Source organism: Casimicrobium huifangae (genome assembly GCF_009746125.1).
Taxonomy (GTDB): Bacteria; Pseudomonadota; Gammaproteobacteria; order Burkholderiales; family Casimicrobiaceae; genus Casimicrobium; species Casimicrobium huifangae.
In genome coordinates, this window is sequence record NZ_CP041352.1 from 1,890,508 (window position 1) to 1,910,001 (window position 19,494).

Sequence of the window (19,494 nt, forward strand, 5' to 3'; positions counted from 1 at the left end):
ATCGCGCCGCGCCAGTTGCGGGCGCGGCGAACGTTATCGACGCAGCGATTGTTCCAGATTCGCCAGATACGGCGTGCCCTGTTTGATCAAGGTGCCGGAGCGGCCGGCCAGCGTGCCCCATTCCACCTCGCAAAATGGCAGCGCATTGACATCGAGGCGGTCGAAATATTGACCGGTGCTGATCAGTTCGTAACCCTGTTCGCGCCAACCGGCGATCAGCCGCTCCATCACCGGCAGCAGCGCCATGCCTTCGAGCTCGGCGTGCAGCGTGAAGACGTGATCGCGGCGATCCTGCGCCGTCATCGCGAGCAGGCGTTCGTGCACGTTGTCCGCCGTGCAGCCGGCCAGACCAATCATTTCGTCAAGGGTTGGCAGCGTCGTCGGTATCTGCACCACCGGCATCGGTTCCGCCTTCACCAGCGGCCAGAACGGGCCGGAGGACGCGCTGTCAGCGCGGGCGTCGGACGCGTAGCGGTAGCCGAGTGTGCCCTGCGCGCGCAGCGCGTCGCGGCTCATCTGCCAGCCGGCGGCGCCGCAGGTCTGCGCAGCGGAGCCGAACACGTCAATGAAACGATCATGCGCGTGCTGCATCTGCGCACGCCCCCAGGCGTCGGGTTTGTGCATCACGCCGTCCTGCCAGGCAACATGATCCCAGCAGTGGATGCCGCACTCGAAGCCAGCGTCACGGGTGGCGCGCATCACCTCGGCGCCGCGCCGCCCGATGTCCGGCCCTGGCAACAACGTACCGTAGAGGAGCGTCTTCAGGCCGTAGTTGCTGCGCACCGACGTGCGGCGCACCTTCGCCAGAAACCCGGGCCGAAAGATGCGCTTTAGCGCGCGACCGGTGTGATCCGGCCCCATCGAGAACAGAAAAGTTGCGCCAACATTTTCGCGACGGAACAGCTCAACCAGTCGCGGCGTGCCTTCCAGCGTGCCGCGCAGGGTATCGACGTCAACCTTGAGGCAGAGTACCGGCATCTGGCTGCCGGACATCAGGCCTTGTTGCCGGCAGTCATCGCGGCAGCTTCTTCACGGTAGGCTTCGAGAATCTTGCGTAGCGAGCGCGCCATGGTCACGCGCGGCAACCAGTCGAGTTCGTCAACTGTATTGGTGATGCGCGGCGTGCGGTCCTGCACGTCCTGATAGCCAACGCCGTAGTAGGCTTCGGCGGTGGTATCGACCAGTTTCGACTTTGCTGCTCCGGACTGATATTCCGGATATTCCGGCGCCAGTTTCAGCAGCATTTCGGCGAGTTCACGAACCGAGTGATTGTTGGCCGGATTGCCGATGTTGTAGATCTTGCTGGTAGCGACGCCGCGCGGGTTTTCGATGATGGTCATCAGCGCGGCGATGGCATCCTCAACATCAGTGAAGCTACGGCGGGCAGAGCCGCCATCCACGAGCTGGATCGGTTCGCCGCGAATGATGTGGCCGATGAACTGGGTGATCACACGGGCACCACCGGGGTTGCTGGCAGTCAGCGAGTCAAGTCCGGCGCCGATCCAGTTGAACGGGCGGAACAGGGTGTAATCGAGCTCGCCTTTCAGGCCATAGGCGTGAATCACGCGATCCAGCAGTTGCTTCGATATCGAATAGATCCAGCGCGGCTTGTTGATCGGGCCGACCACCAGATCGGATTGCTCGGGATCAAACTCCTTGTCCTTGCACATGCCGTAGACCTCGGAGGTCGACGGGAAGATCAGCCGTTTCTTGTGCTTGACGCACATGCGCACGATCGGCAGATTGGCCTCGAAATCGAGCTCGAAGACGCGCAGCGGGTCACGAACATAGGTCGCCGGCGTGGCAATGGCCACCAGCGGCAGGACAACGTCGCAGGCCGCGACCTGCTGGTCAATCCAGTCGGTGCTGGTGAGCATGTCGCGCTCGTGGAAGTCGAAACGCGGATGCTCAAGCAGCGGCTTCAGGCGATGGCTGCCCAAGTCCATGCCGACGATCTGCCAGTCGGTGTTGGCGAGGATGGCGCGGCTCAGGTGGTGGCCGATGAAGCCGTTGGCGCCGAGGATGAGGATTTTTTTCATGATGTTCTTTTGCTCTCCCACATGGCAGGAGCGGCATCAGCGGGCGGGTAGATTGCTATTGTTTCACGGTAGCCAGCCACGTTTGGCTGGCGCTCGCGTCGAGAGTCTTGTCCTCTACGATCAGTCGCAGCGGGATCAGCAGCTTGCCGTCGCCACAGACGAACCCCGACGATCCGTTGCTCGTGCGGGCGATCTGGCCCGCGACGGGTACGCTGGACGTCGCTTCTGCTGCGGCGACGCGGGCCTTTGCCACGATGATGCGTTTCGAACCAACGTCTGCAAAGGCGCCGGGGTAGGGTGGTGCGACTGCACGCACGAGGTTGTTCACCTCGGCGGCCGTGCGTGTCCAGTCGATGCGGCCATCTTCCGACTTGCGGCCCGAGAAGTACGAGCCTGCCTTGAGATTGAGTGGCACGCTCGGCGCAGTGCCGGCAATCAGTTGCGGCAGCGCACGCGCCAGTGTCAGTTCAGCGGCGACGGTGACCTTCTGGAAAACTTCGAACGCCGTATCGTCCCCCAGGATGGGCACGGCCGTCTGCGCGACCAGATTGCCGGCGTCCGGCTTGATCTCCATGTAGTGCAGCGAGGCGCCAGTTTCGCGCTCGCCGTGCAGCACTGCCCAGTTCACTGGCACCCGGCCGCGATACTTCGGCAGCAGCGAGCCGTGCATGTTCAGCGCGCCACGCGTCGGGATGCCGAGCAGATCGGCGCCCAGCATCTTGCGGTAGTAGAACGAGAAGAAGAATTCCGGCGCCAGCGCCCGGATGCGGGCCACCACATCCGGTGCGTTGGCGTCATCGGGCGTGATGAATGGAATACTGTGGTCGGCGCAGACCTGAGCCACGGAGTCGTACCAGATGGTCTCGGTGGGCGAATCCTCATGCGTCAGCACCAGCGCAACATCGACGCCCTGATCAAGCAGCACGCGCAGGCAGCGCACGCCGACGTTGTGATACGCAAAGACAACGGCGCGGGTCATGCCAGATCGCGTGCGGAAGCGATGTCACTGGCGCCAGCTGGGAAGGCCGGAGCCTGCTCGACCACGCGGTCGATCACATAGCGCGGTCGGTCACGCACCTGCAGATAGATGCGCCCCACATATTCACCCACCAGCCCGAGACCAAACAGCACCATGCCGATCAGAAAGAACTCGAGAATGTCGCGATCCAGCATGGCGAGCAGCGCCTCGCGCATCGGCAGCGTGGTCATCCGGTACACCATCAGCGCCAGATAGGTCAGCGCCGAGCCGACGGCCACCAGCATGCCAAGCAGCGAAAACATCTGCAGCGGTACCAGTGAGAAGCCGGTCATCAGGTCAAAGTTGAGCCGCAGCAACTGGTAGAACGAATACTTCGATTCGCCGGCCGCGCGCTCCGCGTGCGCCACCACCACTTCGGTGGGGTTCATCGCGAAGGTGTAGGCGAGCGCCGGAATGAAGGTGCGCACCTCGCGGGTCTGGTTGATCAGCTCCACGATGCGGCGCGAATAGGCACGCAGCATGCAGCCCTGATCAGTCATCTTGATTCGCGTCGTCTTTTCGCGGATGCGGTTGAGCAGCTTCGAGGCGGCGCCGCGCCACCAGGCATCGCCACGCCGCATGTCGCGGATGGAGCCAACGTAGTCGTGGCCCTCACGATAGGCGGCGAGCAGCTTGTGAATCTCTTCCGGTGGATTCTGCAGATCGGCGTCGAGCGTGACGGCGATCTCCCCTCGCACATGCGCAAAGCCGGCAAGGATCGCGCTGTGCTGGCCAAAGTTGCCCGAGAACAGGATCACCCGTGTCACGTCAGGACGTTTGTTCTGCTGATCGAGCAGCAGCGCCGGCGAGCGGTCGCGGCTGCCATCGTTGATGAAGATGACTTCGTACGCCGTGTTCAGTGCATCGAGCGCCGGGTAGAGCCTGGCGAACAGTTCGGTGAGAACAGCCTCCTCGTTGTAGACGGGGATGACGACGGAGAGCGTTGGATGATGGCTCACTGCAAGCCGCCTTCCTTGAGTACGTCCGTCAGCGCCGCGCAGACATAGTCGACATCGCTTTCGGTCAATCCGGCATGCAGCGGCAAGGTCAGCGTCGTATCGGCAATCAGTTCGGTATTGGGCAGATCGCCCGCTTTCCAGCCCTGCTTGCGGAACAGGCTGGTCAGATGCGGCGACTCATAGGAGACGCTGGTGGCGACCTGACGCACCTTCATGGCATCCATCACCTGCGGGCGGGTGAAGGTCATGCGATCGAGCGGCAGGCGGATGGCGAACAGATTCCAGCTATGCCCGGCCTCGTCACCGGCGTGGCCCGCGTGCGGCAGCAGGTCGTCGGACAGTACCTCGCGCAGGTTCGACAGGTAACGATGTGCCAGTTTCCGGCGGTGAGCGCTGAAGTGGTCAAGCTTCTTCAGCTGCGCGCGGCCGATGGCGGCGTTGACATCCGGCAGGTTGAATTTGCCGCCGGGAAAATCGACATCACGCGTCTGGTCCGGCAGCCGTGAAATGCCGTGGAAGCGCAGCACTTCGACGCGTTTGGCGTCCGCCACATCGTTGCACACCAGTGCGCCGCCTTCAATGGTGGTGATGTTCTTGTTCGGATGAAAGGAGAACAGTGCAATGTCGCCGAAGCTGCCAATCGCCTTGCCGCGCCAGGACGAACCGACGGCGAGCGCGGCGTCTTCAATCACGCGCAGCTTGTGCTGCTTTGCGAACGCGTACAAGGCGTCCATGTCGCAGGCGAGGCCGGCGTAGTGGGTCGGGATGATCGCCTTCGTGCGCGGTGTCAGGCGACGGGTGGCGTCGGCGAGATCAATATTGCGGCTCTTCAGGTCAACATCGACGAAGACGGCCCTGGCGCCGACCTTCTCGACCATGTTGCCGCTGGAAAAGAAAGTCTGTGCACCGATCAGCACTTCATCACCCGCACCGATGCCCAGCAACTGCAGGGCAACTTCAAGTGCCGCCGTTTCACTGGTCAGTACGCGTGTTGGGCGTCCGCCGAAGTAGGCCGAAAGCTCATTTTCAAGCGCGATGACATTGGGGCCCGAGGCGATCCAGCCGGAGCGCAGGACGGCGTCGGAGGCGGCAAATTCTTCCTCGCCCAGCAGCGGCGCGGCGAAGGCGATGGGCCTGGCCGGCGGCTTCAGGGCAGAGGTTGATTCAGGGCTCATTTCGAAAAGTTCCACGAGAGCAACACGACCCCAATCACAATGAAGCCGATGCCGACGATCTTTTGCACCGTCAGCGATTCACCAAACAGCCAGTACGCGATCAGCGCATTGACCACATAACCGATCGAGAGCAGCGGATAGGCCACGCTCACCGGTGCCCTGGACAGCGTTGCGATCCAGGTGAAAAGACTGATGCCATAGCAGGTAAAACCAGCCCAGAACCACGGCACGCGCGCAATTTGCATCAGCGTCTGCATCGTATCGGCACCGCCGAAACTGACGGTGCCGACGACATTGGTGCCGGCCTTCAGGAACAGTTGTGCCGCCGCGTTGAGCAGCACGCTGGTGATGGCAATGGCAAAAGCGGTGGCGGTCATGCCAGTATTGTCCTATGAGCGCCGGATTGGCCTGACGACGGCAGTGGCAGCAGGCGCTTCAATGCGCTGCGTGACGCGCCAGGATGACCCGACGCAAGTCCGCTGCCACCACGTGGTACTCAAGACCGTGCAGGTCAAAGCGCGGCAGCTGATCGAAGTCGGTGATCGCATAGCCGCGTTCCAGCGCTTGCCATTCGTCGGCGAAATCCGCGAAATTGAAACGCACCTTGTGCGGTTCGGCGGCGGCACCGAGGCCCAGTTCGTCGAGGTAGTCGACCAGTATCGTCGTGCGTTCAAGGTAGGGCTGCAGCGTCTGCTCAAACAGTCCTACCGAGTAAAACGGATCGGCTTTCGAGTAGTTGGCATCAGCGGCAAGAAAATCCTGCACCAGTTGCTTGCTCGATGTGCTGGGCGACAGTGCCTCGTAACCGCTGGCCGTGATGCTGCCGCCAACGGTGGCGAGCACGGCGGCCATCAGCATGGCGTCAAAGCGGCGACCGCGGCGATTGAGCTGCCACGCGGCAAATACGGCCAGGGCAAAGAAACTTGCGCCGACGATCACGTACAGCGAGAACGCATCGACCATGCCGGGTGTGTAGGCATCGTTGACGAAGCGTTCGCGCGCCAAAGGGATCAGGAACAACACCGCTGGCACGACTGCGATCAGCAGCAGCAGGCGGCGGAACGAGCGATCGGAACCGGCCAGCATGATCGGCGTCAGCAGTAGCGCGGCGGCCGGTGTAATGGGTAGCAGGTAGGACGACAGCTTCGATTTCGATGCGCTGAAGAACAGGAAGATGAACACGCACCAGATGGTCAGAAATAGCGGCACGTTAAGCGTTGCACCCGCGTAGGTCTCGCGCAGCGTTTGCCAGCCGCTGCGGTGCAGCAGTTTGAGCAAGGCTGGCGTCCACGGCATCAGGCCTACGATCACCAGCGGCACGAAGTAAAACAGCGAACCGATACGGTCGTGCTCTTCGTTGGCAAAGCGGCCGAAATGCTCGTAGATGAAGAAGAAATTGGCCCATTCCGGATTGCGTGACTGCACCAGCAGCGGCCACGGCAGCGCGATCAGCAGGAATACCAGCGGTCCCCACAGCCATTCCAGTCGCGTCAGCAGACGCCATTGCCGGGTCATCAGCAGGTAGAGCACAAAGATGGCGCCCGGCAGCACGATGCCGATCAGCCCTTTGGAGAGGAAAGCCAGCGCGGCACCAGCCCATGCCGCCACCATCCAGCCGCGGGCAGCTGTCACCGATTGCCCCTGCACGCCAAAGCCGCGCAGCATGCCCACCAGCGTGAGCGTCATGAACGCGCTCAAACCCATGTCAAGCGTGTTGATGTGCGCGATCAGGAAGTAGTAGCACATGGCGCCGAGCACCGCGGTGGTGACCATCGCCACTTCGCGGCCAGCGAGCGCGCGGGCGGCGCACCAGGTGAACAGCAGCCCGAGCAGGCCGGTGAATGCCGGCCACCAGCGGCCGGTGAAGTTGTTCAGCCCGAAGGTGTCGATCGCCAGCGCCGTGGCCCAGTACTGCAGCGGCGGCTTCTCGAAGTACTTCAGGCCGTTGAGGGTTGGCGTCACGTAGTCGCCGGACACCGCCATTTCGCGGGCGATCTCGGCGTAGCGGCCTTCATCCGGGCGGACCAGGGTACGGTAGGCGGAGGGAATCAGCCAGGCGGCGAGGAATAGCGCAGCAAGCAGCGCCAGCAGAGGGGAGGACAGCTTCACGGCGGACGATGCTAGCAGAGGGGGCGCGGGCTGTGCGGGGGAGGATGCGGTGGTCGCCAGTCGGGCAGATTGCCTGTTTTCGGTAGTTTGATTCACTGACAACTATTTCTTGAAATGCCCATTGGCAAAGGGACTGTGACGCATAAATGGCAAAACTCGACTCCGGCACTTTTCTCACCATAAGCCCATATTGAATAAGGCTTTGATGAAAAAGCTGATCGTCCAGTTTGGTTTTAATACCAAATGTCACGTCAACACTCGACTGACATTTGGTACGATTACCAAAAAGTGAACATCAAGCTTTGCATTCCCGGCTTCGCGCAACTGAAGCCCACGGCCCCCAAGCGCGAGAAAATTCTCGCGGCGGCGGCTGAATTGCTGCTGACCGAGGGGTTTCACGCGCTGACGCAGCATGCCGTTGCGGCCCGGGCCGGAATCCGGCAAAGTCATCTCACCTATTACTTCCCAACGCGCAATGATTTGCTGCGTGCGACCGCGCAATACGGCGTCGAGACATTGCTCGCCCCGCTCGGCTCAATCGCTTCATCGGGCGCTGTTGCTACTGGCAATGCTGCGGGCGACGTGCCGAAGGCCGAGCAATTCCGGCAACTGCTGACACCCGAGAAGTCGGACCGCCAGTGGTTTCGCCTGCTGGTCGGTCTGCTGGTCGCGAGCGACGAGGACCCGGGTATCCGCCAGTGGCTGCAGGAGTTCGACGCCCGCGTCATGGCAATTCTCGCCGCCGGGTTTGCTGCTGTTGGCACGCCACTCAAGGCGGAGCAACTGCACTTCCTGCGTTGTGCTTTCACCGGCGCGCTGCATCTTGACATGCAGGAGCAGAGCGAAGAATCCTTCGCGCGAGTGGTGCGTACGGTCGAGATGGCGCTTGATGCCATCCTGCCGCCACGCGCCGGCCCTTCCGCCGACAACCTTTCCGAATTACCTTCCCACACCAGCGAGTTCACTCCATGAGAGCGATACATCCTTTGCAGGCTACCCGCCAGCAGCCTGGGGCCATGCCGTCGCGCCGGCGACGGCCCGCACGTCTGACAGCGATCACCGGTGCCGTGGCGATCAGCCTGCTGCTGAGCGCCTGCGCAGTCGGCCCGCAGTACGCGCCGCCGCCCATCATCGCACCGGCCGCGTGGCAAGCCCCGCTACCCCACGATGGCGACGGACAGGCGTTGCAGCGTTGGTGGTCGCAGTGGAATGACGCCACCCTGAGCCGGTTGATCGCCAGCGCTCAGCAGAGCAGCCCGAGCGTCGCGCAGGCGGTTGCCCGCATTGACCAGGCGCGCGCCACGCAAACCATCGCCGGTGCTGCGGTGGCGCCCGCGGTAAGCGGCAGTGCGTCGGCCAATCGCGGCAACGCGGGCGACGGCCTTGGCGCCGTCAGCCGTGCGATCGCCTCGGCGCAGGCCGCGTGGGAACTCGATCTGTTCGGCGGCAATCGTCGCACCCGCGACGCAGCGGACGCGCGCCTCGGTGCGCGCAACGCAGACTGGCATCAGGCACGCGTGGCGCTCGCCGCCGAGGTCGCCACAGCCTATGTCAATCTGCGCATCAGCGAGGCCTTGATGACTGGCTACGAGCGTGACGCGGCAAGCCGTGCCGAGACGTCCCGCCTCACGGCGCTGAAGACATCTGCTGGTTTCGAAGCGCCGGCCAATGCCGCACTGGCCAAGGCGAGTGCGTCCGAGGCTGCCGCCCGCTTGCTGGCGCAGCGTGCCGAGGTTGATCTGGGCGTCAAGGCGCTCGTCGCGCTGACCGCCTTGCCGGAGCCGGAGCTGCGCGCGCTGCTGGCGGGCAGTCGCGCCACGGTGCCGAGCGCGGCTGCACCGCAGGTGGCCTCGGTGCCAGCCAGCGTGCTTAGCCAGCGGCCGGATCTGGCTGCGGCGGAACGCGAACTGGCCGCCCTGACGGCCGAGATTGGCGCGGTGGAGGCAGATCGCTACCCGAAACTGTCGCTCACCGGCAATATTGGCTACGGTGTTGCCCGCGTGGCGGGTGCCAATGTGAACGGCGCCACCTGGGGTTTCGGCCCGTCGCTCAGCCTGCCACTGTTCGATGCCGGGCGGCGAACAGCCGCCGTATCGCTGGCGCAGGCGCGCTACGAGGAGGCGCTGGCCGGTTACCGTGCGACAGCGGTGCGCGCTGTGCGAGAGGTGGAAGAGGCGCTGACCCAGCTCGATGCCGCGCGCCATCGTGCGCCAGAGCTGCTGGCCGCGCTTGGCGGCTATCAGTCGTTCGAGAAGGCCGCGCAGGCGCGGCTCGCCGCCGGAGCTGGCAGCGTGCTTGAGCTGGAGGACGCTCGCCGTGCCGTGCTCGGCGCCCAGGTGGCCGTACTCGCGCTGGAGCGCGAGCGGCTGAACGCAGCCATTTCGCTCTACCGCGCCGTTGGCGGCGGTTGGGATCAGAAGCAAGTACAAGTTTCGGAGAATCGTCCATGAGTTTCGCTACAGTTTTTCAGCAACGCAAGGCGTTGGTCATCGCGCTCGGCGCCGTGCTGGCAGTGGGCGTCATCGGCGTCACCACCGTTCGTGCCGCCGACGACAAGAAGCCGGCAGCGGCAGCCAAGCCGGCACTGACAGTCACCACCGCACGGGCAACGCAATCGGAGTGGCCGGTGAAGCTCGCCGCCAACGGCAATATCGCGCCGTGGCAGGAGGCGATCGTCGGGGCCGAATTGGCCGGGCTGCGCATCAGCGAAGTACGGGTGAACGTTGGCGACATGGTCAAGCGTGGTCAGGTGCTCGCCACCTTCGCGCCTGAGACGATTCGCGCCGATCTCGCGCAGCAGAATGCGGCCGTTGCCGAGGCCGAAGCGGCGTTGGCTGAAGCCGACGCCAATGCTGCGCGTGCCCGCACGCTGCAGGACAGCGGCGCGATGTCCGCGCAGCAGATCAATCAGTACGTGACGGCAGCCAAAACGGCAGCCGCGCGCCTGCAGGCAGCCAAGGCGGCGCGCGACAACGGCCAGCTACGCGTCGGCTACACCCGCGTCGTGTCCCCGGATGACGGCGTGATCTCGGCGCGGGCCGCGACGGTGGGCGCCGTGGTCGGCAGTGGCCAGGAATTGTTCCGCCTGATTCGTGGCAACCGTCTGGAGTGGCGCGCCGAGGTCACGGCCAGTGAGCTGGCCAAGGTGGCGCCCGGCCAGGCCGTCACCGTGACCATGCCCACTGGCGCCGCGGTGAACGGCAAGGTGCGGGTAGTGGCGCCGACGGTGGACACCACCTCTCGCAACGCCATCGTCTACGTTGATCTCGCAAAGCACGCTGAAGCCCGCGCTGGCATGTTTGCGCGCGGCGAGTTCGCGGTCGGTGCGACCGGGGCGCTGTCGTTGCCGCAACAGGCGGTGGTGTTGCGCGATGGCTTCAGCTATGTGTTCAAACTCGAAGCGGGCAACAAGGTCACCCAGCTGAAAGTGCAGACGGGCCGCCGTGTCGGCGACCGGGTCGAAATCACTGCCGGCATCAAGGCGGGCGAGGAGGTGGTGGCCAGTGGAGCCGCCTTCCTGGCCGAAGGTGACGTCGTTCGGGTGGCGGCGGCAACAGGCAACGCATCCGCACCGTCGGCCACTGCGCCAGCCAAAACGCCGGCGACAGGCAAAGCAGGGGCCTGAGCATGATGAATGTCTCCTCCTGGTCGATCAAAAATCCGATTCCATCGGTGATGATCTTCTTCCTGCTCACCCTGGCCGGATTGTTCTCGTTCTCGGCCATGAAGGTGCAGAACTTCCCCGACCTCGATCTGCCCACGGTGACGGTCAGCGCCTCGTTGCCGGGGGCTTCGCCGGGGCAGCTTGAGAACGAAGTGGCGCGCAAGATCGAGAACTCGATTGCCACTCTGCAGGGGGTGAAGCACATCTACACCAAGGTGCAGGACGGTGGCGCCACCATTACCACCGAGTTCCGGCTGGAAAAGCCGGTGCAGGAGGCCGTGGACGATGTCCGTTCGGCCGTCTCGCGCGTGCGCGCTGAACTGCCCGGTGACCTGCGCGATCCGGTGATCAACAAGATTGATCTCGCTGGCAGCCCGGTACTCGCCTTCACCATCGCGTCGAAGCGGATGGATGACGAGGCGCTGTCGTGGTTCGTGGACAACACGCTCACCCGCAAGCTGCTGGCCGTGCGCGGCGTCGGCGCGGTGACCCGCGTCGGCGGCGTTGACCGGCAGGTGCAGGTGCAGCTCGATCCAGTGCGCATGCAGGCACTCAGGGTCAGCGCCGCCGACGTGTCGCGGCAGTTGAAGCAGGTGCAGGTGGAGGCGGCCGGTGGTCGCACTGATCTGGGCGGCGCCGAGCAATCGGTGCGTCTGCTCGCCACCGTACGCTCGGCAGAGGAACTGGCCGCGTATGAAATCGCACTCAACGATGGCCGCCGTGTCCGCCTTGACCAGATTGCCAGCGTCGTCGACACCATCGCCGAGCAGCGCTCGGCGGCAATGCTCAACGGCAAACCGGTGGTGGGCTTCGAGGTGTCGCGTTCGAAGGGGGCCAGCGAGGTCGAGGTAGGTGCGGGCATCCACAAGGCGCTCGACCAGTTGAAGCTCGAAAATCCCGATCTCGAACTGAGCGAGTCGTTCGACTTTGTGACGCCTGTGGCCGAGGAGTACGAAGCCTCGATCAAGCTGCTGCTCGAAGGCGCGCTGCTGGCGGTGCTGGTGGTCTTTCTGTTTCTGCGCGAATGGCGGGCAACGCTGGTATCTGCCGTGGCGCTGCCGCTGTCGGCGATCCCGGCTTTCATCGGCATGTACTACCTCGGATTCTCGATCAACGTCGTCACGCTGCTGGCGCTGTCGCTGGTGATCGGCATTCTGGTCGATGACGCCATCGTGGAGGTGGAGAACATCGTGCGCCACCTGCGCATGGGCAAGACGCCCTATCAGGCGGCGATGGAGGCGGCCAACGAGATCGGCCTTGCCGTGATCGCCACGACGTTTACGCTGATTGCGGTGTTCCTGCCGACTGCCTTCATGAGTGGCATCGCCGGCAAGTTCTTCAAGCAGTTCGGCTGGACAGCCGCGCTCGCAGTGTTCGCCTCGCTGGTGGTGGCGCGGATGCTGACGCCGATGATGGCCGCCTACATGATGAAGCCGATGGTCGCGGCGCATCGCGAACCGAAGTGGCTGGAGATCTACATGCGCTGGGCGGCGTGGTGCCTGCGGCACCGCTGGGTGACGCTGGTGGCAGCGGGCGCGTTCTTTGTCGGCTCGATCATGCTGATCCCGCTGCTGCCGACCGGATTCATTCCGCCCGACGACAATTCGCAGACACAGGTCTACCTCGAACTGGCGCCGGGCTCGACACTCGCCGACACCAAGGCCGCAGCGGAGAAGGCGCGGCAACTGGTGATGGCAGTGCCGCATGTGAAGTCGGTCTACACGACCATCGGCGGCGGCTCCGCCGGCACCGATCCGTTTGCGCCGCAGGGGCTGGCGGAGGTGCGCAAGGCGACGCTGACGATCCTGCTCACCGAGCGTTTGCAGCGACCTGAGCGCAAGCAGCCGATTGAGGCCAACATCCGCAAAGCGCTGGAGCAGGTGCCTGGCGTGCGCAGCAAGGTCGGCCTGGGTGGCTCCGGCGAGAAGTACATCCTGGTGCTCACCGGCGACGATCCCAATGCCATCGCCACGGCAGCGCGCGCTGTGGAGAAAGATCTGCGCACTATTCCGAATCTGGGCAGCATTACGTCGACGGCGAGCTTGGTGCGGCCCGAGATTGCGGTCAAACCGAACATCGCCACTGCTGCCGAGCTGGGTGTGACCAGCGCGGCGATTGCCGAAACCTTGCGCATCGGTACCGTGGGTGACTACGACCAGTTCCTGCCCAAGCTGAACCTGTCGCAGCGGCAGGTGCCGATCGTGGTCAAGCTCACGACCGATGCGCGGCAAGACCTGGACGCCCTTGGCCGGCTGACGGTGCCCGGCAACAAGGGGCCGGTGATGCTGGCCTCGGTGGCGGATCTCAATGTGGCGAGCGGCCCGGCCGTGATCGACCGCTACGATCGTTCGCGCAATATCAACTTCGAGATCGAATTGTCAGGCGCTCCGCTGGGTGACGTGGTGGAAGCCGTGAACAAGTTGCCGAGCATCAATAGCCTGCCGCCGGGGGTGAAGGTGGTCGAGGTGGGTGACGCCGAAGTGATGGGTGAGCTGTTCGCGAGTTTCGGCCTGGCGATGCTGACCGGGGTACTCTGCATCTACATCGTGCTGGTGCTGCTGTTCAAGGACTTCCTGCATCCGGTGACGATTCTCGCGGCGCTGCCGCTGTCGCTGGGCGGTGCCTTTGTGGGGCTGCTGATCGCGCAGAAGAGCTTCTCGATGCCGTCACTGATCGGGCTGATCATGCTGATGGGGGTGGCGACCAAGAATTCCATCCTGCTGGTGGAGTACGCCATCGTGGCGCGGCGCGATCACGGCATGAGCCGCTTCGATGCCTTGCTTGATGCCTGCCACAAACGGGCACGACCGATCATCATGACGACAATCGCGATGGGCGCCGGGATGCTGCCGATCGCCATTGGCAGTGGCACCGCCGACCCGAGCTTCCGTTCACCGATGGCGGTGGCGGTGATTGGCGGCCTGATCACGTCCACGGTGCTGTCGCTGCTGGTGATCCCCGCTGTGTTTACGTTCTTCGACGACTTCGAAGGCGCGTTCAAGCGAGGTCTCAGTCGTATCGGCAACCTGTTTCGGCGCCGACCGAAAGCCTCTGCTGCCGGTGACTGATCGACCGGAGGGACAGCTCGAAGCCGCCGGCAATCAGGCCGGCGGGCAGAGCAGGCCGAGGAACATCGGCCGGGCGTAGAGGTCAACGGCGTTGTCACGGGTGGCGCCGGGCACCCAGCGGCGCAGCTCGGCGGCAGCGTTGATCAGGCCAATGGCGATTTGGGCGGTGATTGAAGGATCGACGGGGCGGATCGAGCGATCCATCATGCCATCAACCAGCACGCAGACCATGCGCTCGGTCATCTGGATCATGGTTCGGCGTACCCGCTCACGATGCGCTTCATCAGGCAGCGCACTGGTCGCCGATGAGCGCAGCAACGGCCCGTGCTCGGAGAGCTGGTAGCGCACCAGCACCCGTGCGGCGGCGCAGGCACGATCCCAGCCACTGCCGGTGGCCTCCTCGGCCAATACCAGCGCGCGGCGGACGACGCCGAAGGTACGGTCAAAGCAGGCGCTGATCAGATCCTGCTTGTTGTCATTGTGGTGATAGAACGAGCCCTTGGTCACGTTCAGCCGCGCCGAAATGCGATCCACCGAAGCACCGCGATAGCCCTGCTCGTTGACGAGGTCGGTGGCTGCGCGCAGAAAGGCGTCTGCCGTGTCGTTGCTGCCGGTGTCGAGCATCCATGACGCTTCTCCGGCAGTCTCCTGCCAGGCGACGTCAGCGGCCGGAATGCCGTTGAGCAGGATGTCAACCACCCGGCTGGCGATGCGTGGATATTCGTCGGGCTCATAGCGCCACATCCAGGCGCGAACCCAGTTGATGACCGAGATGACGATGTGCGTACGAGCATTGAGTTCATCGCGAGTCAGGCCCGCGGTTTCGTTGCCCTTGAGCAGCGCACGGATGCGCCGGAACAAATCGGTGTAGGCGCCGAACACCGTCTCCAGATGGGGCTCCGGCAGTGCGCGAAGATCGTTGAACACCACCAGCGCTGATTTCTCGCCCGTCTCCACCTGCGCGAGTAGCGTCACATACTCAAGGAAGAAGCGCTGGATGCGCGCCCCAACCGTAGCCTCCTGCGCGGCAGTGGACACGATGGCATCGATCACATCAATCGAGCGCAGAAAGCAGGCAGTGGCCAGATCTTCTTTCTTGCGGTAGTAGTAGGTCACGCTGTTGGTGACCAGACCGACGCTCGCGGCAATGCCGGACAGTGTTGCCCCCTTCACGCCCAGTTCATTGAACAGACTGGCGGCTGCACCGAGGATCGCCTCACGCTTCTCCTGAAAGCGGGCTGTCTGCGAAGGGCTGGTGGGAGGCGTGGCCATGGCGGGAAGAGTCAAGGTGGAGCGTCGCCACGAGGGCGCAGCTTTGGGCAAAAGCATTATGCCGTTGCTGCGTCGCAATCGCCCGCGCGCTGGTCGGCTGGGGCATCCGGCCAGGTCATGCAAATGTCATTGACGCCGCACATCGGCAGGCAAAAATCAGGCTCGAAAGTCGGACGCAAGACTCTAGGCCAAACAGGCGCCGCTGGATACACTGAGTTGCCTGGTTTGGAAAAATCGGTTTGTCCGGCGAAGTGCATCGTCACGCGCGTGCCAGCGGCGCTGCGGTGCCGCGGCACATCGCGCAAAAGCAACAAGGAGCACACGATGTCACTGTTTTCTTTGCACGGCAAGGTTGCTGTCATCACCGGTTCATCCAAAGGGATCGGCCGCGCCATCGCCGAACGCATGGCAGAGCAGGGCGCAAAGGTGGTGATTTCATCGCGCAAGGCGGACGCCTGCGCGGAGGTTGCAGCGGCGATCAATGCACGCTTCGGCGACGGCACTGCCATCTCGCTGCCGGCCAATATTTCGTCGAAGCAGGAGCTGCATGCATTGGTCGATGGTGCCAACGCCCGCTTCGGGAAAATCGACATCCTGGTATGCAATGCCGCGAGCAATCCGTACTACGGGCCGATGGCTGGCATCGAGGACGAGCAGTTCCGCAAGATCCTCGACAACAACATCATTTCCAATCACTGGCTGATCGGCATGGTGGCGCCGCAGATGGTCGAGCGCAGGGACGGCGCCGTCATCATCGTGTCGTCAATCGGCGGCCTGCGCGGCTCGCCAGTGATCGGCGCCTACAACGTGTCGAAGGCGGCGGACTTTCAGCTTGCCCGCAACTATGCCGTGGAGCTTGGGCCACACAACGTGCGGGTCAACTGCATCGCGCCAGGGTTGATCAAAACCGACTTTGCGCGGGCACTGTGGGAGGATGCCGAGCTGCTCAAGCGACGGACGGCAACCACGCCACTGCGCCGCATCGGCGAACCCGACGAGATTGCGGGGACGGCGGTGTACCTCGCCTCGCAGGCGGGCTCGTTCGTGACCGGGCAAGCGATTGTCGTTGATGGTGGCGTGACGATTGGTTCGTAACTGCGGCGCGTGCGCCAATTGACACGGACACGGAGGAGACACCCATGACTACTCACGTCACGCCGATCATCACGGGGCTCGCCTTTGCCGAAGCACCACGCTGGCGTGCTGACCCGACGGCGCCAGGTGGCGGTGAGCTCTGGTTCTCGGATTTCTTTACCCGTTGCGTGATGCGCATCGATAGCGAGGGCCGCGCCCACAAAGTGGTAGAGGTGCCCAACCAGCCGTCCGGATTGGGCTGGCTGCCGGATGGTCGCCTGCTGGTGGTGTCGATGCTGGATCGCAAGCTGATGCGGCTGGACGCGACCGGATTGGCAGTGGCGGCGGATCTGTCCGGCCTCGCCGCGTTTCCGTGCAACGACATGGTGGTGGATGCCAGCGGTCGTGCCTATATCGGCAATTTCGGCTTCGACATCTTTGTGCGTCCAGTGGAGCCCAGACCAACCGTGCTGGCAATGGTTGCGCCCGACGGCAAGGTGTCCGTCGCTGCGGACGATGTGCTGTTCCCCAATGGCGCCGTGATCACGCCGGATGGGTGCACCATGATTCTGGCCGAGACCTTTGGTCGCCGTTTGACGGCGTTCGACATCGCGAGTGACGGTACGCTGGCCAACCGTCGGTTGTGGGCTGACCTCGACAACATCGCACCCGATGGCATCTGCCTCGATGCCGAAGGCGCGATGTGGGTGGCCTCGCCGCGCAGCAACGAGTTCGTGCGCGTGCTGCAGGGCGGGCGCATCGCGCAACGAATTGCCAGTTCGCAGCAGGGCATTGCCTGTGCATTGGGCGGTGCCGACGGCTGCACGCTATTCATGGTGTCCGGTCGCGTGCGGCCGCATGCCGAGAGTCTCGCTGAGCGCACGGGCCGGATTGACGCCGTGCGTGTGGACGTTCCTGCGGCGGGGCCGCCACGTTGCCTGTGACGGGTTTCCGATCAACATCTTTTTGACAGAAGCCATGTCCTAAAAGGGCGTCGGGTGCAATTCGGCAGTTAGTCGACTTTTCGATTAAATTGCCAGTGAGCCCATATCAGATGGGCGTTTCATGAAAAAGTTGATCGAACTCTTCACACAGGTCTTATATAAGACCTAAGCTTCGTGTAAGGCACCCGGTGGCACAATGCAATCAATGTCGCCGGCCGCCGCCCGTACCAACGTGGCGCTGCGGGTGATCTGCCTGATCAAACGTGGAGGAATTGCATGGGTGCCTATCTCGACCACTACAACCGCTCGATCAAGGAACGCGATGCGTTCTGGGCTGACGAGGCCAGGCTGATCGACTGGAAGACGCCACCCACCGAGATCTGCGATTTCTCGAAGCCCCCGTTCGCCAAATGGTTCGGCGGCGGTACCACCAACATCTGCCACAACGCGGTTGACCGCCACGTCGAACGCCGTGGCGAGCAGACGGCACTTCACTTCATCTCGACCGAGACTGACGTCGAGACCAAGTATTCGTTCAAGCAGCTCTACGCCGAAGTCAACCGTGTCGCGGCCATGCTGCAAAGCCTTGGCGTCGGCAAGGGTGACCGTGTACTGATCTACATGCCAATGATCCCGGAGGCGGTGTTCGCGATGCTCGCTACGGTGCGCATCGGAGCCATTCACTCGGTGGTGTTCGGCGGTTTCGCGTCAGCCTCGCTGGCCACGCGCATTGACGACGCCAAACCGACGGTGATCGTCTCTGCCGACGCCGGCATGCGGATGGGCAAAGTGGTGCCGTACAAGCCGCTGCTCGACGCGGCCATCGATCTCGCGGAGCACAAGCCGGCCAAGGTGCTGCTGTTCGACCGTGGCCTCGAGCCGATGCAGACCACGCCGGGACGCGACATCGACTGGGCGGGCTTCCGCGCGTCGCACATGATGAAGACGGTGCCGGTGGAATGGGTGGAAAGCTCGCACCCGAGCTACATCCTCTACACCAGCGGCACCACCGGCAAGCCGAAGGGCGTGCAGCGCGATACCGGCGGTTACGCGGTGGCGCTGACGTCAAGCATGAAGAAAATCTTCGGCCTCGACCCGGGCGAGACAATGTTCTGCACCAGCGATATTGGCTGGGTGGTTGGCCACAGCTACATCGTGTACGGCCCGCTGCTCAACGGCAATACAACGATCATGTACGAGGGCGTGCCGCTGCGGCCCGATCCCGCCATCTGGTGGAAGATCTGCGCCGAGAACAAGGTCAAGACCATGTTCTCATCACCCACCGCGGTGCGCGTGCTGAAAAAGCAGGATCCGAAATTCATGCAGCAGCACAAGCTGCCGGCGTTGAAATACCTGTTCCTGGCCGGCGAGCCACTCGACGAGCCGACTGCCCGCTGGGTGAGCGACGCACTGGGTGGCGTTGCGATCGTCGACAACTACTGGCAGACCGAATCCGGCTGGCCGATCCTCTCGGCGCAGGTGGGCATTGAGGACACACCGCGCAAGTTTGGCTCGCCGTCGTTCCCGGTGTACGGCTTCAACGTCAAGTTGAAGAGCGAGACGGGCGGTGCCGTTGGTGCTGACGAGAAGGCAGTGCTGGTGATTGAGGCGCCGCTGCCGCCGGGGGCGCTGATGACGGTGTGGGGCGATGACGAACGCTTCGTCAAGACCTACTTCGGTACCTTCAGCGACGAGCAGGTCTACAGCACCTTTGACTGGGCGACACGCGACAAGGATGGTTACTACTTCATCCTCGGTCGTACCGACGACGTGATCAATGTCGCCGGGCACCGTCTGGGCACCCGCGAGATCGAAGAGGCTGTGCAGGCCAACCCGCTGGTGGCCGAATGCGCCGTGGTGGGCGTCGCCGACCAGCTCAAGGGGCAGATCCCGGTTGCCTTCGTCGTGCTCAAGGACCCGTCGCAGTCGTCCGACGCCACCAAAACGGCGATCGCTCAGACGGTGGACAAAGAGATCGGTGCCATCGCGCGTCCGGGGGCAGTACATCTGGTCACGCTGTTGCCGAAGACGCGCTCCGGCAAGCTGTTGCGGCGTTCTATCCAGGCGCTGGCGGAAGGTCGCGATCCGGGCGACCTGACGACCATCGAAGACCCGGCAGCGTTGGCGCAGATCAAGGCGGCACTCGGCGTCAAGTAGGCGCATCGGGGCACG

Annotated in this window: 15 protein-coding genes; 7 read left to right on the forward strand and 8 right to left on the reverse strand. The window is 63.6% G+C overall.

All coding sequences use genetic code 11. The annotated features are described in order from the left end of the window. Positions 1-33: 33 nt before the first annotated feature. Genes FKL89_RS08695 through FKL89_RS08725 form a run of 7 tightly spaced genes read right to left on the reverse strand, consistent with a single transcriptional unit; the run spans position 34 to position 7,300 of the window. Positions 34-978: a polysaccharide deacetylase family protein gene (locus tag FKL89_RS08695; protein WP_156864623.1), complete on the reverse strand. Its 945-nt coding sequence runs from the start codon at positions 976-978 to the stop codon at positions 34-36. 14 nt (positions 979-992) lie between these two features. Further along, positions 993-2,039, reverse strand: coding sequence for a bifunctional UDP-4-keto-pentose/UDP-xylose synthase (locus FKL89_RS08700; RefSeq protein WP_156862385.1), 1,047 nt, complete (start codon positions 2,037-2,039; stop codon positions 993-995). 55 nt (positions 2,040-2,094) lie between these two features. Beyond that, on the reverse strand, positions 2,095-3,018 hold the full coding sequence (locus tag FKL89_RS08705; RefSeq protein ID WP_156862386.1) for a formyltransferase: 924 nt from the start codon (positions 3,016-3,018) through the stop codon (positions 2,095-2,097). Further along, positions 3,015-4,016, reverse strand: coding sequence for a glycosyltransferase (locus tag FKL89_RS08710; protein WP_156862387.1), 1,002 nt, complete (start codon positions 4,014-4,016; stop codon positions 3,015-3,017). The genes FKL89_RS08705 and FKL89_RS08710 overlap by 4 nt, the downstream gene beginning before the upstream one ends. After that, positions 4,013-5,191 (reverse strand): DegT/DnrJ/EryC1/StrS family aminotransferase, encoded by a 1,179-nt coding sequence (locus FKL89_RS08715; protein WP_156862388.1) that lies wholly within the window; start codon positions 5,189-5,191, stop codon positions 4,013-4,015. Before FKL89_RS08715 ends, FKL89_RS08710 begins: the two co-directional genes overlap by 4 nt. Continuing rightward, positions 5,188-5,568: an SMR family transporter gene (locus tag FKL89_RS08720; RefSeq protein WP_156862389.1), complete on the reverse strand. Its 381-nt coding sequence runs from the start codon at positions 5,566-5,568 to the stop codon at positions 5,188-5,190. The genes FKL89_RS08715 and FKL89_RS08720 overlap by 4 nt, the downstream gene beginning before the upstream one ends. A 58-nt stretch (positions 5,569-5,626) precedes the next feature. Further along, on the reverse strand, positions 5,627-7,300 hold the full coding sequence (locus FKL89_RS08725; RefSeq protein ID WP_156862390.1) for a glycosyltransferase family 39 protein: 1,674 nt from the start codon (positions 7,298-7,300) through the stop codon (positions 5,627-5,629). A gap of 288 nt (positions 7,301-7,588) precedes the next feature. On the opposite strand from FKL89_RS08725, the gene FKL89_RS08730 reads away from it, so the two are divergent. The 4 genes from FKL89_RS08730 to FKL89_RS08745 are packed head-to-tail and all read left to right on the forward strand — an operon-like array spanning position 7,589 to position 14,032. Then, positions 7,589-8,272 carry a TetR/AcrR family transcriptional regulator gene (locus FKL89_RS08730; protein WP_162527459.1) on the forward strand — a complete coding sequence of 228 codons (684 nt, stop codon included), beginning with the start codon at positions 7,589-7,591 and terminating at the stop codon, positions 8,270-8,272. Between the two features lie 44 nt (positions 8,273-8,316). Further along, positions 8,317-9,750 (forward strand): efflux transporter outer membrane subunit, encoded by a 1,434-nt coding sequence (locus FKL89_RS08735; RefSeq protein WP_156864624.1) that lies wholly within the window; start codon positions 8,317-8,319, stop codon positions 9,748-9,750. Then, positions 9,747-10,925: an efflux RND transporter periplasmic adaptor subunit gene (locus tag FKL89_RS08740; protein WP_156862392.1), complete on the forward strand. Its 1,179-nt coding sequence runs from the start codon at positions 9,747-9,749 to the stop codon at positions 10,923-10,925. Before FKL89_RS08735 ends, FKL89_RS08740 begins: the two co-directional genes overlap by 4 nt. A 5-nt stretch (positions 10,926-10,930) precedes the next feature. Next, positions 10,931-14,032, forward strand: coding sequence for an efflux RND transporter permease subunit (locus FKL89_RS08745; protein ID WP_156864625.1), 3,102 nt, complete (start codon positions 10,931-10,933; stop codon positions 14,030-14,032). Between the two features lie 33 nt (positions 14,033-14,065). Here FKL89_RS08745 and FKL89_RS08750 read toward each other — a convergent pair whose 3' ends face one another. Next, positions 14,066-15,304, reverse strand: a complete 1,239-nt coding sequence (locus FKL89_RS08750; protein ID WP_156862393.1) for a TetR/AcrR family transcriptional regulator — start codon at positions 15,302-15,304, stop codon at positions 14,066-14,068. 324 nt (positions 15,305-15,628) lie between these two features. On the opposite strand from FKL89_RS08750, the gene FKL89_RS08755 reads away from it, so the two are divergent. From FKL89_RS08755 to FKL89_RS08765, 3 genes are all read left to right on the forward strand, one after another. After that, positions 15,629-16,399, forward strand: a complete 771-nt coding sequence (locus tag FKL89_RS08755) for an SDR family oxidoreductase (RefSeq protein WP_156862394.1) — start codon at positions 15,629-15,631, stop codon at positions 16,397-16,399. 44 nt (positions 16,400-16,443) lie between these two features. Then, positions 16,444-17,322, forward strand: a complete 879-nt coding sequence (locus tag FKL89_RS08760) for an SMP-30/gluconolactonase/LRE family protein (RefSeq protein WP_156862395.1) — start codon at positions 16,444-16,446, stop codon at positions 17,320-17,322. Positions 17,323-17,598: 276 nt separating this feature from the next. After that, positions 17,599-19,479: a propionate--CoA ligase gene (locus tag FKL89_RS08765; RefSeq protein ID WP_156862396.1), complete on the forward strand. Its 1,881-nt coding sequence runs from the start codon at positions 17,599-17,601 to the stop codon at positions 19,477-19,479. The last annotated feature ends 15 nt before the right edge of the window (positions 19,480-19,494 follow it).